The sequence below is a fragment of the Mesorhizobium sp. B4-1-1 genome (assembly GCF_006439375.1).
GTDB lineage: Bacteria > Pseudomonadota > Alphaproteobacteria > Rhizobiales > Rhizobiaceae > Mesorhizobium.
In genome coordinates, this window is record NZ_VFTH01000005.1 from 1 (window position 1) to 14,867 (window position 14,867).

The following is a 14,867-nucleotide window of genomic DNA, read 5'->3' on the forward strand; positions in this document are numbered from 1 at the left end:
CGACGGTCCAGAATTCTGCTCCGCTGCACCCCTCGCGCGAGTTCATGGAATGGATTCCAGGGTCTGCGCGCGTCGCTTCGCTCCTTGCTCCGCCCGTGGATGACGAAAGGACGGACGCCTCGGCTAATCTCCGTGGGTGGCTCGATCTAACGATGCGATTATTCCTTGCCCTGACAATTAATGAACCGCCGCATACATAATCTTCTCCTCCGTCGCCTCCGCCGGCGAGAACTCCTCGACGATACGGCCCTGCCGGCAGACAAGGATGCGGTCGGAAAGGTTCATGATCTCCGGCAGGTAGGACGAGATGACGACGACGGCGAGCCCTTCGTCGGCCAGCCGGTTGATGATCTGGTGGATCTCGGCGATGGCGCCGACATCGACGCCCCGGGTCGGCTCGTCGAAGATGACGATGCGCGGCTGCTGCACCAGTCCCTTGCCGATCACCACCTTCTGCTGGTTGCCGCCGGAGAGCTCGACGACGCGGGCATTGTCGTTGATCGCCTTGATGTTGAGCGTCTTCGTCCATTCGGCCGAGAGCTGCCGCATCTCCTGCTGGTTGATCACCCAGGCCTTTTCGCGGCCCGCCGCCAGCAGTCCGCCGAACAGGTTCTCGGCGATGCCCATCGTCTCGAAGATGCCTTCGCTCTTGCGGTCCTCGGTGACGTAGACGATGCCGTCGGCCACAGCTTCGCTCGGCACGAGATAGCGCACCGGCTTGTCGTCGAGCTCGATCGCGCCACCGCGCCGAAAATCGCGCTTGTAAATGCCCGACACGATCTTGAAGGTCTCGGTGCGGCCGGAGCCGATCAGGCCGAACACGCCGGTGATCTGGCCCTCGAAGATCGAGAAGGAATTGTTGCGCACGACATTGCTCATCGAGATGTCCTGCACCGACAGCACCTTCTTGCCCGCCTTGCGCAGCTTCGTCTCGTCGCGCTGGCGGTAGATCTGCCCCGACAGCGTGCGCCCGACCATGGCCGACACGATCTTGTCGCGGTCGAAGGCCGAAGTGTCGTCGGTGGTCACCAGCTCGCCATCGCGCAGGATGGTGATGCGGTCGGCGATCAGCAGCGCTTCTTCCAGCGCGTGGCTGATGAAGACAATGGAGACGCCTCTTGCCTTCAGCCGGCGGATCAGCGCGAAGAAATGCCGCTTTTCCTCCGGAGTCAGCGTCGCCGTCGGCTCGTCGAAGATGATGATCTCGGCATTGTGGTGGACCGCGCGCGCGATCTCGACCATCTGCCGCTTGGCCGCGCCAAGCGTCGCCACCATGGCGTTGGGGTCGACCGGGAAATTCAGCGACTGCAGGAACTGCTGCGCCGAAATGTAGGTGCCGCGCAGCCGGTTGAGGAATTTCTCGGCGCCGAGATAAAGATTCTGCGCCACCGTCATTGACGGCACCAGGCTGGTTTCCTGGAACACCATGGCGATGCCGGCCTCGAGTGCTGCATGCGGCGAGGCGTAAGCCGTCTCGATGCCCTTGTGGAACATCTTGCCGGAAGTGGCGTCGACTACGCCGGCGATGATCTTGGTCAGCGTCGATTTGCCGGCGCCGTTCTCGCCGAGCAGCGCGTGGATCTCGCCCTTGCGCAGTTCGAAGCTGACATTCTTCACCGCGGGCACGCCGCGATAGGTCTTGGTGACGTTTTCCAGGCGGACGATCGGCTCCATCAGAAACCTCCCGAAGCGACGTCGAGGGCCAGCACGCAGTCGCCGCCTTTGGAAGCGACGAACAGCCGGCCGTCCTTCTCCGCCACGCTGCAGATGCCGTGGCGCTTGCCGTTGGCGCGGCTGTGCAGGCTGAATTGCGGCTGCATGTCTTTGTCGAGCTTGACCACCAGCCCGTAGGAGCGGCTCGGCGACCACGGCTTGTGGATGCCCATGGTGCGGATACCGCCGCATTGCAACGGCTCCAGGAAACTGCGGTTGGAGGCCAGCGCCGGCGCGATCCAATAGGCGGGCGGCACCTGTTCCAGCATGTCCTGCCGGTAATGCGTCTCCTGCAGCACGAATTCGATCAGCCGGTTGCGCGGCGCAAACAGCGTCAGCCACGCCCCGCCGTCGCTGGCCGGCGACAGCCGGGCGGGATAGCCGGGCAGATGTGTCAGAACGGTCGAGCGGTTGCCCGTCGCGCCATCGAAGCGCACCAGCTGATGGCGCCAGCTTTCCGACACCACCACATTCCCGCCGACCGGATGAAGGCCATAGGGAAATGCGATGTCGCCGGCGACCTTCTGGAAGCCGATCGCGCCAGGCCCGCACTTCCACAGCGAGCCCGACACGCCCTTCTTCATCAGGTCGGCGGCCCATTGCGACGGCGCATGCTCGGCCGAGCCGTTGGCCAGCCACAGCGTGCCGTCTTCGCCGTAAGCAAGTGCGGTGATAGACCGGACATCGCCCGGCAGCACGACCTCCTTGCCGTCAATGATCAGCTTGCCGCTCTCCAGCCCGATGGTCAGTTCGCCTGAAGGCGAAACCGCCAGCGCGGTAACCGGAGACGCGAAGGTCTCGACCACGCCCGGATCGACCCCCGCGGCAATCGCATAGACGGCGTTGCCGCTGCAGACCATCAGCCTGCTATCGGCTATCGCCAGATTGTCCGGCTCGTTCAGCGCGGCAAAAGCCGGAGCATCGTCCAGCCGCGTGTTCGGCCGGAAGGCGCCGTCGAGCGGCGGAATGGTGACGGCCTTGCCGCGGAAGACATCCAGGATCGGATCGAGGATCATGGCTGGCCTCCCCAATAGGAAGCGGGGCTCGTCCAGTTCGGATCCGCGCCGGCGATCTTGTAGCGCCCGATGCGGTTGTTGAGGATGCCGCCAACGAACAGATAACCCTTGTGCTCGCGCATCGAGGTCACCATCGGATGCGCGTTGCCGGAAAGATCGCCGAGCGTCTCGACGATGCCGCCCTTCTCGTTGAACTTCACCACCCCGCCGGTGTTGATGTTGGGGAACAGCCACTCGTCCTGCGGCAGGCGCCGCGTCATGCGCTTGCGCATATCAGGGTGGCGCAGCGACAGGTCGAAGCTCGGGGTGCGCATGCCGAGCCAGGCCATCCAGTAATTGCCGTCGGAGGCCCGGTTGATGTTGTCGGGGTAGCCCGGCATGTCGCGGATGACGCATTCGGCGGTACCGGCCTTCGGTCCTTCCAGCCAGTAACGATGCACGCGGCAGGCCCAGCTTTCGGCGAAGAACAGCGACTTGCCGTCATGCGCCATGCAAACGCCGTTGGTGTAGCGATAGCCGTCGAGCAGCGTCTTGGTCGAACCGTCCTTCGGGTCGTAGACCAGAAGGCGGCCGGTGGCGCGATTCTCGATCGAGTCCAAGGCCCAATCGTGGGCGTCATAGCGCTTGGTGGAATCGGTGAAATAGATGCGGCCATCCGGCGCGATATCGCAATCGTTCGGGTCGCGCAGCCTTGCGTCGTCGACGATCGAGGTCCAGGAGCGTGCCGTCTCGGCCGACAGGCGCTTCACGTCCCGCTCCGGCGAGACCGAATAGAGCCCCATGGCGCCGACACAGCTGATCAGATTGCCTTCCTTGTCGAAGGCCAGGCCCAGCGGGAAGCCGCCGATATGGGCAAACACTTCCGACTTCACATAGTCAGGCGCGAAGAAGCGGACGATCTCGCCATGGCGCGTGCCGCAATAGAGATGGTCGTCGCGGTCGAGGATCACGTCCTCGGGCCCTTCCAGCTCGCCGAGCCCGATATGATCCGCCGCCGAAAGCCGGTTGTCGAGCTCGTAGGATGTGCCGGAACCTGGCGCGGCCGATTGCGTCTCACCCATCCTGAGGTAGACCGGCGCGACATAGACCTCGTTCAGCACCTTGTGGCGGTTCTTGAGCCAGCGGATGTCGATGGTGACGGCGACGGCCAGAAGGATGCCGAGCACCATCTGGTTGGTGCCGGTGCCGTAGCCCAGCCGGATCAGGCCGTTGGTCATGGTAAGCACGATGATGGCGCCCATCAGGCCCTTGACCACCGAGCCGCGTCCGCCGCCCAGGCTGACGCCGCCGACCACTGCTGCCGTCAGCGCCATGATCTCGAGATTGAGGCCGGTGCCCGGCCCCGCCCCACTCAACCGGCAGGCGATGAGGAAGCCGCCGATCGAGGCGCAGAAGCCGGAGAAAACATAGGTCATGAACACGGTGCGGCGCACGCGGATGCCGGCATTATGCGCCGAGCGCCGGGAGCCGCCGACCGCCAGCACATGCCAGCCGGGGCGCGATCGCGTCAGCGCGATATGCGTGATGATGGCGAGGACGATTGCCAGCCAGACCGAGACCGACAGACCCCAGAACGTGCCGTCGCCGATGAAGTCGAGCACACCGGAGCTCGCCTGGGAGAGCTGCACGTCGGCGGCATAGGTGGTGACGAGGATGTCGAACAGCGCCCGCCCGAAAATGAAGGTGACCAGCGTGGTGAGGAAGGCGCGCAGCCTGAGATAGCCGACCAGGTAGCCATTGATGGCGCCGAAGACGAGCCCCGTGCAGAGTGCCGCGGCCAAGGCCAGCCAGATCGACTGTTCGAGGATGAAGAAGACGTAGACGGCGGAGAAACAGGACAGCGCGAAGATCGAGCCGACCGCAAGATCGATGCCGCCGCCCAGCATCACCACGGTCATGCCGATGACCACAAGCGAGAACTCGCCCAGCTGGCGAGTCGATTCCTGCAGCGAGGTGAGCTTGAAGAAACCCGGAATGATCGAGCCGAACACGCCGAGCGTCGCCACCAGCGCCAGGAAAGGTATGGCGTTGTCGGTCCAGCGTTTGGTCAGGATCTCGCCGACCAGATGGTCGGGCACGAGATTGTAGCGCCAGGCCTGGAGGCGTTCACGAAGAGTCATCGGCTGCTGCTGTCATCAATGGGAAAGAGGTGGCCGGAACAATCCGGCCACCCCGGGGATGCGTTCTGGCGGCGCGGCTTATTTCGCCGCCGCTTCGGCCTGCAGCGCCTTCAGGTCCCAGCAGCTGTCGGGCTTGAGGTCGGCCTTGGTCGTCGCCTTCTCCAGCGTGTAGATGTAGGTGTGCGAGGTGCCGGCCGGCTGGCCGCTCTGCAGCAGGAATTTGATGATGGCGTTCATGTCGCCCGACTGGCGGGCAAGATCGGTCATCACCACGGCGCCGTAGGTGCCGTCTTCCAGCTTGTCGCAATCGGCTGCCTTCTCGCCGCCGCCGGTGGTGACCAGGAACACCTTGCCGTCGAGCTTGGCGTCGCGGATCGCGGCCGAGGCGCCGGTGGCGTCGCCGTCCCAGAAGTCGATGATCGAGCAGATGTCCGGGTGCTGCTGCAGCATCGTCGTCGTCACGTTGCGCGAGGCGGTCGCGTCCCAGTTCGAGTCGGGCTTTGCCACCACCTGGAAGTCGGGATGCTTCTCCAGCACCTTCATGATGCCGGCATACTGGTAGAGGCTGGAGGAGTTCGCCTGGTCGCCCTGCACCAGCCCGATCTTCTTGGAGGAATTGTCGCCGCAGCCCTTGATCGCCGCTTCGGCTTCGAGCTGGCCGAGCTTGTCCCAATCGCTGCCGACGAAGGCATCGGCCGGGAAGTTGGCCGGATTGTCGACCAGCAGCACATAGGTGCCGGCGGCCTGCGCCTTCTTCATAAGCTTCGAATAGGAGTTGAGGTCGGGCGCGTGGATGATGAGCACGTCAGGCCGCGTGTCCGAAGCGATGGCGTCGGTGATCGCCTGCGCGCCGGCATCGACGACCCAGTTCGGATCGCGGGTCTCGAACGTGCCCCCCCAGGCCTCGACTTCCTTCTTCAGATAATGCGCCCAGCCCTGAGCCAGGTCGAAGCCCATCGCCAGCGGCACCAGCATGACACGTTTGCCGTTAAGCGACTTGGCATAGGCGGCCGGACCCGGATCGTCGGCGGCGAAGCTCGGCGCCACGAAGGCGGTAATGGCAAGCGCCGTCGCCGCGGCCATGAGAGTTCTGATCAGTTTCATATCACACCTCTGGTTGGTCGTTGTTGGCGGCCGGCCCCAAACCGACCGCGTCTGGTCTAAATGTCGCCCTGCTGCGCGGTCTGCTCGTCACGCGGATTGATGATGCCGTCGACGATGATGGCGCCGAGCAGGATCGCCGCCTTGATCAGGTTCTGGTAGAGCAGCGGAATGTCGATGATGGTCATGGCGTTGAGCAGGATGCCGATCAGCGCCGCTCCCACCAGCACGTTGCGCACCCCGCCCCTGCCGCCCGAAAGGCCGATGCCGCCGATCACCGCCACCAGCACGATGTCGTAGAGCAGCGTCGAGTTGACGATGCGGGTGTTGATCGAATGCAGGCTGGCCGCCGTCAGCAGGCCGGCGATCAGGGCCACGAAAGCCGACAGCACATAGCGCAGCACCAGCATCGGCCGCACCGGGACGCCGATGTTGCGGGCGGCGACCGGATTGTCGCCGGCGAAATAGATGAAGCGGCCCCATTTGGTGTAGCGCAGGAACAGGAAGACCAGGAAGGCCAGCCCGGCGAAGACGAACACCTCGACCGGAATATCGAGGAAGCGGATGCCGCCGAGCAGCTCGACCCAGTGCCCCCCGGGCACCGGCACGGCATCCTGGGTGATCAGTTGCGAGCGCACATAGCCGAACACGAAGGAGCCGGTGGCCAAAGTGACGAAGATCGCCGGCACGTCGGCATAGGCGACGAGAAAGCCGTTGAGCAGGCCGATGGCGAGCACGCCCGCCAGCACATAGGCAAAGGCCAGCCCGTCAGGGGTGCCGGTGTTCAGAAGTTGCAAGTACCAGGCGACCGACATCGCCATGATCGCCACCGCCGACAGGTCGATGCCGCGGCCGATGATGACGACCGCCATGCCGAGCGCCAGAATGCCTAGCACCGACACCGAGCGCACGATGGCGACGAGATTGTCCGCGGTGAGGAAGCCGGGCAGCCCGATAGCGGCCGCGGCAAACAGCAGGATGGCGATGGCAAAGACGATGCCTTCCTGATTGAGGCGCCTCCAGTCCGGCCAGCCGATCGCATTCATCGCTTATGTCTTTCGCCCCGATGGCAAGGCCGTGTCGGCTCCCATCCCGCCCGAAAGCTAATCGGCTCAACAGTGGCTCGTCAAATGAATCCGCGTTCAAGAACCGCGCCTCTCCAACTATTTTCCAAATGGACGCATCGATTGCCGAAACTGGCGCAATAGCCGGAAACTCCTGCGCTTTTGGCTATCCGTTGCGCCGATCGCCCGGCAGGCGGAAGAGCCTGTTCGACGACGGCGGAGACGACGCAATTTAAGTCCGAAAAATGCGACCGGCGCGACCTCAATTGTTCGTCGAATGGCCAGAAACCTCAGCCCCGGCATTGGCCGGCAGGACCAGGAAGCGCATCGCCGCGGCGAGACCGAGCAGGCCGATCGCGACAAAGGTGATTCTGAAGTCGGCAAGGTCGGGCACGGCTTCGCCCCTGACGATCTGCGACAAATTGAGGATCGCCGCCGCGATCGCCACGCCGAACAGCATCGCTATCTGCTGCAGCATGCTGGACAGCGTCGCGGCCGAGCTTCGCTGCGGCGCGCCGATATCGGCGAAGGCAAGCGTGTTCAGGGCAGTGAATTGCATCGAGCGCGTGAGACCGGCAACCAGCATCAGCGCGACGGTCAGCGCCAGCGGCGTCTGCGGCGAGATCGCCCCGCAGGCCATGATCGCCAGCGATGCGATCATCCCGTTCACCACCATCACGGTGCGGAAGCCGAAGCGCCTCAGCGTCGGTGTGGTCACGGTCTTCATGCCGAGATTGCCGAGGAAATAGGCCAGCACCAACAGGCCGGCATCGACTGGACGCAGCCCGAAGCCGACCTGGAACAGCAGCGGCAGCAGGAAGGGCGTGGCATTGATCGCGACACGGAAGACGGTGCCCGCGGCAAGCGTCGAGATCGCGAAGGTCAGTATCTTGAAGGCCGAAAGGTCGAGCAGCGGATGCCGGGCCTGCAAGAGGTGGCGAACGGCGAACCAGCCGATCACGACGCCAATGCCGATGGAGCCAGCCGTCGGCAGCAAGCCGTCCTCGGGATGCGCCAGGCGCTCAAGCCCGTAAAGCATCACTGCAAGGCCGAGCGAGGTGAGGAAAAAGCCCGGCCAATCGAATGGCGTCGCCTCGGATACACGATCGCCCGGCACGAACCGGGCGACCAGCGCAAGTCCGGCCAGCCCCAGCGGAGCGTTGATGAAGAAGTTCCAATGCCAGGAGAGATAGGTGGTGATGAAGCCGCCGAGCACCGGACCGACCACCGGCGCGAACAGGGCCGGCCAGGTGATCAGCGCCGTGGCGTTGAGCAACTCCGACTTTTCGGCGTTGCGCAGCACCAGGATACGGCCCACCGGCGTCATCAGCGCGCTGCCAAGGCCTTGCACGATGCGGGCGGCGACGAACTCACTCAGGCTCTGCGAAAAACCGCAGGCGATCGAGGCCAGCGTGAACAGCGCGATCGCCGCGAGGAAGATGTTGCGCGCGCCGAAGCGGTCGACAAGCCAGGCCGACAGCGGCACGAACACCGCCATGGTCAGCATATAGGCGGTGATGCCGATGCTCATCGCCACCGCCGGCACGCCGAAGGACTGCCCCATCTGCGGCAGCGAGGTCGAGATGATCGTCGAATCCAGCAGTTGCATGAAGAAGGCGACCGCCACGATCAGCGCGACGCGCCGGGACTGCCGCGCGAAAACTATCGGCCGGGACACGTCTTCGTTGCCGGGAATACTGGTCATGACGCGCTGGTTGAACAGCATAAGCATGGCCCAGTCCAGAGCTTATCCAACAAACTTCCGTGTCGCCGTTTCGCCTGTTATGGATGAGCCTGGGGGTGGCCGAGGAAAACGCATGAAGCCGATCTATATCGACTACCTCAATGCTCTCGACATCGAAGCGCTTGCCATGACCGACGCCGAGATCATCGGCGCCGTGGAAACGGGGCTCGTCGCGCAGGGCAACGGCCGGACTGTGATCGAGCCGCGCGTCCATCTCGAGCCCGACCCGTCCTTCCACGGCCACTTCAACGTGCTGCGCGGCTATGTGGCGCCGCTCGACGCCGCCGGCGTGAAGATCGTCGGCGACTATGTCGACAACTACAAGCACGGCCTGCCGTCGGAATTCGGCATCCTCAACCTTTTCGATCCGCGCACCGGCACGCCGCGCGCCATCCTCGACGCCACCGTCATCACCGACATGCGCACCGGCGCCGTCACCGCCATCGGCGCCAGGCATCTGGCGAAGAAGTCGTCCAAGGTGCTCGGCCATATCGGCGCGCGCGGCACCGCCTATTGGAATGTGCGCCTGCTCGATCATCTCTTCGACTTCGACGAGATCCGCATCCATTCGCGCCGGCCGGAAAGCCGCGACGCCTTCGCCGCGAAGCTGGCCGCCGACCTCGGCAAGCCGGTCCTGGCCGTGGCTGACTGGAAAAGCTGCGTCGAAGGCGCGGATATCGTGGTCGAGGCCTCGCGGCTGCCGGAGCCGCAGCCGCTGCTCAAGACCGAATGGATCAAGCGGGGTGCGCTGGTCGTGCCCTACGGCACGATGAGCGCCGTCGAACTGTCGCTCACCGACATCATGCAAAAGATCGTCGTCGACGACTGGGGGCAGTGCAAGGGCGGCAAGTTCGGCTCGCTGCGCGCCCATATCGAGACGGGACGGCTGAGCGAGGCGACACTGCACGCCGAACTGGGCCAGATCGCGGCCGGCCTGAAGCCGGGCCGGCAAAGCGATGGCGAGACGATCCTGTTCTGGCATCGCGGCCTCTCGCTCTCCGACATTGCGCTCGGCAAGGCCATGCTCGCCAAGGCCGGCGAAAACGGCATCGGCCAGCGGCTGCGCTTCGCATGAGCCCGCTCGTTCTCACCGGCGCAGGCGTCAGCATCGAGGATGTGGTTGCAGCCGCGCGCAATGCCTGCAAGGTCGAGGTCACGCCTGCCGTCCTCGAAAGGCTCGCCAAGGCACGCCAGGTCCTCGATGCCGCCGCGGCCGGCGGCCAGCAGATCTACGGGTTGAACAGAGGCCTCGGCGCCAATCTCGTCGCCGCGGTCGAAGGCGACGCGAGCGCCTTCCAGCGCCAGTTGATCGAAGGCCGCAGCGCCGCCGTCGGCGAGGCCCTGCCCGTGCCGGTGGCACGTGCGGCGATGTTCGCCCGCATTGCAATGCTGGCGTCCGGCGGCTCTGGCCTGTCGCCGCGTGTATTCACGGCGCTGGTCGAGGCGCTCAATGCCGGCGTGCATCCGGTGATGCCGTCGCTTGGCTCGATCGGCGCCGGCGACCTCCTGCTGATGACGGCGATCGCCAGGGTGCTGATCGGCGAAGGCGAAGCGGAATATCAGAGCCGCCGCATGCCTGCCGCCAAGGCGCTGATGATGGCGCGGCTTGCGCCCGTCACGCTCTCGCCGAAGGACGGCCTCTCCCTGATCAACGCCTCGGCGGTTTCGGCCGGCACCGGGGCGCTGGCGCTGACCGATGCGCTGTCGGCGCTCGAACAGCAACAGCAGGCCGGCGCGCTGACGATGGAAGGTATTGGCGCCAACCGCACCATCCTCGATCCGCGCCAGCACCAGGCACGTCCTGGCGCCTGCCAGCAGCTTGCGGCGAAGGCGCTGCGCGACCTGCTGGCGCGCGATGAGGCGCCGGCGCCGACCACGATCCAGGATCCGCTGTCGATCCGCTGCATGCCCTCGATCCATGGCGCGCTCATCCAGGCGATCGACCATGCGCGGCTGGCGGTCGAGATCGAGCTCAACGCCGCCGCCGACAATCCGCTGGTGCTTGCCGAGGATGAGCTGGTCATGTCGACCGGCAACTTCCACACCGCGTCGCTGGCGCTCGCCTTCGAGACGCTTGGCCTGGCGATCGCGCAATGCGCGGCAGCGTCCGCCGCGCGCTTCGTCCAGCTCACCGGCTCAACCCGCCACGGCCTGCCGAAATATCTTTCGCCTATCGGCGGCGCCTCGGCGGGCTTCGTCCCGCTGCAGAAAACGGTGACGGCTATCCTGGCCGCGATCCGCCACAAGGCCAATCCGGTGATGCTCGATTTCCTGCCTGTGTCCGAGGGCGTCGAGGATCACGCGACGCAGACGCCGCTCGCTGTCGCCAAATGCGCCGAGATGATCGTGCTGTGGCGGCGGCTGATTGCCTTCGAGCTGATGGCCGCGGCGCAGGCCGTCGACTTGCGCGAGGGAGCCACGCTCGCGCCGGCCACCGGCGCGATCCACGCGGCGGTGCGCTCGCATGTGGCCACGCTCAAGGAAGACAGGCCGCTCGGCATTGATTCCGAAGCGCTCTATGCCGTCCTCGCCAGCGGAATCTGGCAAGGTTCACCAACTACAGGCTGAAGCTCGCGGCGGATCAGGCCTTCGCGTCCACCTTCTTCATGAAGCGTGTGAGCTCGTCCGGATCCATATGCACGATATGCCTGTCTTCCGGATAGGCGCCGCTGTTGACATCGGCGACATATTCCGAAAACGCCGCGATGCGCTCCGCCTGCAGCCGGTCGTATTCGGCGGCGAAGTTGCGGTAGACTTTCGAATGGCGCGGCATGTGACCGCGATTGGTGCCGAGAATATCCTCGGCGAACAGATATTGCGCATCGCAGCCCGTACCCGCGCCCATCGACAGCATGATCAGCGAAGTGCGCTCGGAGATCGCTTTCGCCACCTCCACCGGCACCACTTCGATCTCGGCGCCGATCGCGCCGGCGGCCTCCAGCTGCTTGACCGCCTCGAACACCTGCATGGCCGTATCGGCGGTCTTGCCGACCGCCTTGAAGCCGCCGGTCCATGTGGCGCGCGACGGGATCAGCCCGACATGACCAATGACCGGAATCGCATCGTCGGCCATGCGCTTGATCGTGGCGTAGCCGGCGCTGCAATAGATGGCGTCGGCGCCGGCCTTGTAGAGCCGGAACGACCAGCGCACGAAATCGTCGGTGGTGCCGATCTCGAAAAAATTGTCGCCCGGCATGGTGAAGAGGCTGGGCGCGGCATCGCGATATTGCGGATTGAGCACCAGTTCCGGCGGCACCGAGACGATGTCTACCCCTGCCCGTTCGGCGGCCTCGGCTTCTTCCAGCGTCAGCACGCGTAGCATGGTAAGCTGCCGCTTGCCCTTCATGGCGCGCAGATCGGCGACGGTCGGTCTCTTTCGGCTCATCGGTACATCCTGTTTTTGTCTGACGGCTTTCAGCCGATATCGATCATCACCTTACCGGCCTCGACCTTGACCCGATAGGTCTTGAGGTCGACGCAGACCGGCGCGCCCTTGGCCTGGCCGGTCTTGTAGTTGAAGCGGCCATTGTGCTTGGGGCATTCGATGATGTCGTCCATCACCAGCCCGTCTGCCAGATGGGTCTTTTCATGCGTGCAGAACCCATCGGTCGCGAAGAAATCATTATCCGGCGAGCGGTAGATCGCGAAGGTACGGCCGCCATGGTCGAAGCGGATCACATCCTCCTCGTCCACATCGCCCACCGCGCATGCTTCGACCCACTCCGCCATCGTCGCTCTCCGGCCATCGTCTTTCTGTGGATTGCTGCGCCACGCCTACTCGGCGGCCGCGGCCGTTATGTCGAGATCATGAAATTCGCCGCGATAGGGCTTTGCCGTCGGCGGCAATTCGCGCTTGAGATAATAGTCCTCGTATTTCAGCTGCCTGAGCAGTACCGGCCAGACCTCGCGATAGGCGTGCCACATCGACGGGTTCGGCACCGGCAGATCGTGCTTGATCAGCTCATGCAGCTTCGGCAGCGCGTGATAGGGGACCATCGGGAACATGTGGTGCTCCACATGGTAGTTCATGTTCCAGTAGATGAACCGGCTGATCGGGTTCATATAGACGGTGCGGGTGTTCAGCCGATGATCGGTGACGTTGTCGGCGAGGCCGATATGCTGCAGCAAGCCGGTCGTCACCATGTGCCAGGTGCCGTAGAGGCGCGGCAGGCCGATCAGCACCAGCGGTATCCATGACCTAAGCGCCATTGCGACAGCGATCGTCGCAACATAGACCGCCATGTGCCAGCGCGCCGCGGTCACCGCCTTGTGCTGCTCCATTTCCGGGATGTAGCTCTTCTCGTCGTCCGACAATGTGCCGAAGGCCTGGCGCACCAGCGTCGGCAGAGAATAGCGGAAATCGAGGATACCGGTGAAGGCCAAAGCCGCCTTGATGAGATCCGGCGGCCGCATCACCGCGATCTCGGCGTCGCGGCCGACGATGATGGTGTCGGTGTGATGGCGCGCATGACTCCAGCGCCACTGCACTGGATTGCGCATCAGCATGAACGAAGCGATGTGGTAGACGACGTCGTTCATCCAGCGCGTGCGGAAGGCGGTGCCGTGGCCGCATTCGTGCCAGCGCGAGTCGCTCGAAGAGCCATAGAGCACGCCATAGACGAACAGGAACGGCACGACCCACCAGGTGGCCCAGAACCAGACGATGCCGGCGGCTGAGCCCAGGATCGCGGCGATCCAGATGATGGTGTCGCGGATCGCCGGCCCGTCGGAGCGCTGCATCAATTCCTTCATGGTCTTGCGCGCCACGTCGGTGTGATACCACTCGGCCGAGGCAAGTCCGGTCTCGATCGCCGTACGTGTGCTTTCGCCGACAAGGCTGTAGTCGCGCTTTTTCGCCATGGTCAAATCGGCCTCCAATCAAATCCGGTCCGCCGGCCGGAGGGCTTGCTATGGATATTTGTCGCGCTCATGTCCTGCCCGCCAGTCTTGGGAAATTGCCGGAGGGCTGAGGATAATCCTGCTCAGGCTGGCGGGCGATGGCCGCGATCCTGCGTTCAGCGCCAGCAATCGCCTCCTTGCCGTCGAGGACGCGGAACACCGCGTCATAGGCGCGGGTCTCGTCATGCTCCAGCCAGATCATCTCGCCACGCTCGCGCGCGGCAAGATTGCCGAGCACATGGTGCGTCGAGGGCTCGATGCCAAGCGCATACTGCCCGGCCTGGAAATTCTGCCATTCATAACAGCAAGGCAATTGGTCCTTGCGGGTGACGACCTCGAAGCCGAGGCCGAGGCGGTCGTTGACGACAGCCACCGGCACCTCGCCCGTGGCGTCGGCGCCCAGCTCATGCTGCCAGACCTGCTCGCTGAAGCCGAGCTGTGGCTCAGGCATGGTGCGGTAGCCGACCTCCTGCGCCTCGTAACGTTCGCCGGCATGCGCGGCCCAGACGACGTCGCGGATCGGCGCCAAATAGCGCGAGCCTGCGTCGAGCAACGGATGCCCGACATTGACATGGTAGAAATACATATGCGGCGTGCGGTGGAAGCCGTGATTGACGACACGGTCCGAGAGCCGGATCTCGTTGCCGCCGACATCGGCCTCGATGCGGCGGATGAGGTGCAGATCCTCGCCGAACACGCTCGCCTGCTGGACGATGCCTTCGGCCCACAAAACGCAGCGGTCGCCGTTCCAGGCCTCGCCATAGCCGGTGAGCCGCGCCGGAATAGTGCCGACGCGCCCATGCAGCGAATGCGTCACGGTCTTGCGTCCGGGATAATTGTAGTTTTCGGCCGGCACCTCGTTGCGGCCGAGAATGTGGTCGAGGCCGCAGGTGACCAGCAGGCCGGAGAAGGACCGTCCCCAGGCAAAGCCGTCCTCGCCTTCATAATCGTGCAGGCCTGGGTTGCGAAACCCGCTCGGCGAATGCCAGCCGATCGCTTGGCCCTTGTACTCGCAATCGGCGATGTCGAGCGCGCGGTCGACCAACGCCGTGAAGCGCAGGCCTGAGCCGGTGCGGAACTCGAGCATGCGGATGCCGCGCTCGACGCCGTCGCCAAGCGTCATCAGCCGCACCCCGGCGAATTGCGACAGCATGCCGGAGCGTTCGGCGACCTGCCGGCGCGAAAGCGTTTGTCCGTAGAGCTTCACCAT

At 64.6% G+C, this 14,867-nt stretch carries 12 protein-coding genes; 2 read left to right on the forward strand and 10 right to left on the reverse strand.

What is annotated here, in order from left to right; translation table 11 throughout:
- Positions 1 to 177 precede the first annotated feature (177 nt).
- The 6 genes from FJW10_RS08705 to FJW10_RS08730 form a co-directional block, all read right to left on the reverse strand.
- Positions 178 to 1,674, reverse strand: coding sequence for a sugar ABC transporter ATP-binding protein (locus FJW10_RS08705; protein ID WP_140899761.1), 1,497 nt, complete (start codon positions 1,672 to 1,674; stop codon positions 178 to 180).
- Positions 1,674 to 2,729, reverse strand: coding sequence for a hypothetical protein (locus tag FJW10_RS08710; protein WP_140899762.1), 1,056 nt, complete (start codon positions 2,727 to 2,729; stop codon positions 1,674 to 1,676). The genes FJW10_RS08705 and FJW10_RS08710 overlap by 1 nt, the downstream gene beginning before the upstream one ends.
- Positions 2,726 to 4,849 (reverse strand): SMP-30/gluconolactonase/LRE family protein, encoded by a 2,124-nt coding sequence (locus FJW10_RS08715; RefSeq protein WP_140899763.1) that lies wholly within the window; start codon positions 4,847 to 4,849, stop codon positions 2,726 to 2,728. Before FJW10_RS08715 ends, FJW10_RS08710 begins: the two co-directional genes overlap by 4 nt.
- Before the next feature lie 78 nt (positions 4,850 to 4,927).
- Positions 4,928 to 5,953 (reverse strand): sugar ABC transporter substrate-binding protein, encoded by a 1,026-nt coding sequence (locus FJW10_RS08720; RefSeq protein ID WP_140899764.1) that lies wholly within the window; start codon positions 5,951 to 5,953, stop codon positions 4,928 to 4,930.
- Between the two features lie 56 nt (positions 5,954 to 6,009).
- Positions 6,010 to 6,996: an ABC transporter permease gene (locus FJW10_RS08725; protein WP_140899765.1), complete on the reverse strand. Its 987-nt coding sequence runs from the start codon at positions 6,994 to 6,996 to the stop codon at positions 6,010 to 6,012.
- Between the two features lie 280 nt (positions 6,997 to 7,276).
- Positions 7,277 to 8,719, reverse strand: a complete 1,443-nt coding sequence (locus tag FJW10_RS08730) for an MFS transporter (protein WP_140900005.1) — start codon at positions 8,717 to 8,719, stop codon at positions 7,277 to 7,279.
- Between the two features lie 112 nt (positions 8,720 to 8,831).
- Between FJW10_RS08730 and FJW10_RS08735 the strand changes: the two genes are divergently transcribed.
- Both FJW10_RS08735 and hutH read left to right on the forward strand, forming a co-directional pair.
- Positions 8,832 to 9,833, forward strand: a complete 1,002-nt coding sequence (locus FJW10_RS08735) for an ornithine cyclodeaminase family protein (RefSeq protein ID WP_140899766.1) — start codon at positions 8,832 to 8,834, stop codon at positions 9,831 to 9,833.
- Positions 9,830 to 11,326: a histidine ammonia-lyase gene (gene hutH, locus FJW10_RS08740; protein ID WP_140899767.1), complete on the forward strand. Its 1,497-nt coding sequence runs from the start codon at positions 9,830 to 9,832 to the stop codon at positions 11,324 to 11,326. Before FJW10_RS08735 ends, hutH begins: the two co-directional genes overlap by 4 nt.
- Before the next feature lie 13 nt (positions 11,327 to 11,339).
- Here the strand turns inward: hutH and FJW10_RS08745 are convergent, their stop codons facing one another.
- The 4 genes from FJW10_RS08745 to FJW10_RS08760 form a co-directional block, all read right to left on the reverse strand.
- A complete protein-coding gene (locus tag FJW10_RS08745; RefSeq protein WP_140899768.1) occupies positions 11,340 to 12,143 on the reverse strand; it encodes a 3-methyl-2-oxobutanoate hydroxymethyltransferase in 804 nt (267 codons plus the stop codon).
- Between the two features lie 29 nt (positions 12,144 to 12,172).
- A complete protein-coding gene (locus FJW10_RS08750; RefSeq protein ID WP_140899769.1) occupies positions 12,173 to 12,487 on the reverse strand; it encodes a MocE family 2Fe-2S type ferredoxin in 315 nt (104 codons plus the stop codon).
- A 45-nt stretch (positions 12,488 to 12,532) separates the two neighbouring features.
- Positions 12,533 to 13,618 carry a fatty acid desaturase family protein gene (locus FJW10_RS08755; protein ID WP_140900006.1) on the reverse strand — a complete coding sequence of 362 codons (1,086 nt, stop codon included), beginning with the start codon at positions 13,616 to 13,618 and terminating at the stop codon, positions 12,533 to 12,535.
- Between the two features lie 67 nt (positions 13,619 to 13,685).
- Complete coding sequence (locus tag FJW10_RS08760) at positions 13,686 to 14,867, reverse strand: aldose 1-epimerase family protein (protein WP_140899770.1); 1,182 nt, start codon at positions 14,865 to 14,867, stop codon at positions 13,686 to 13,688.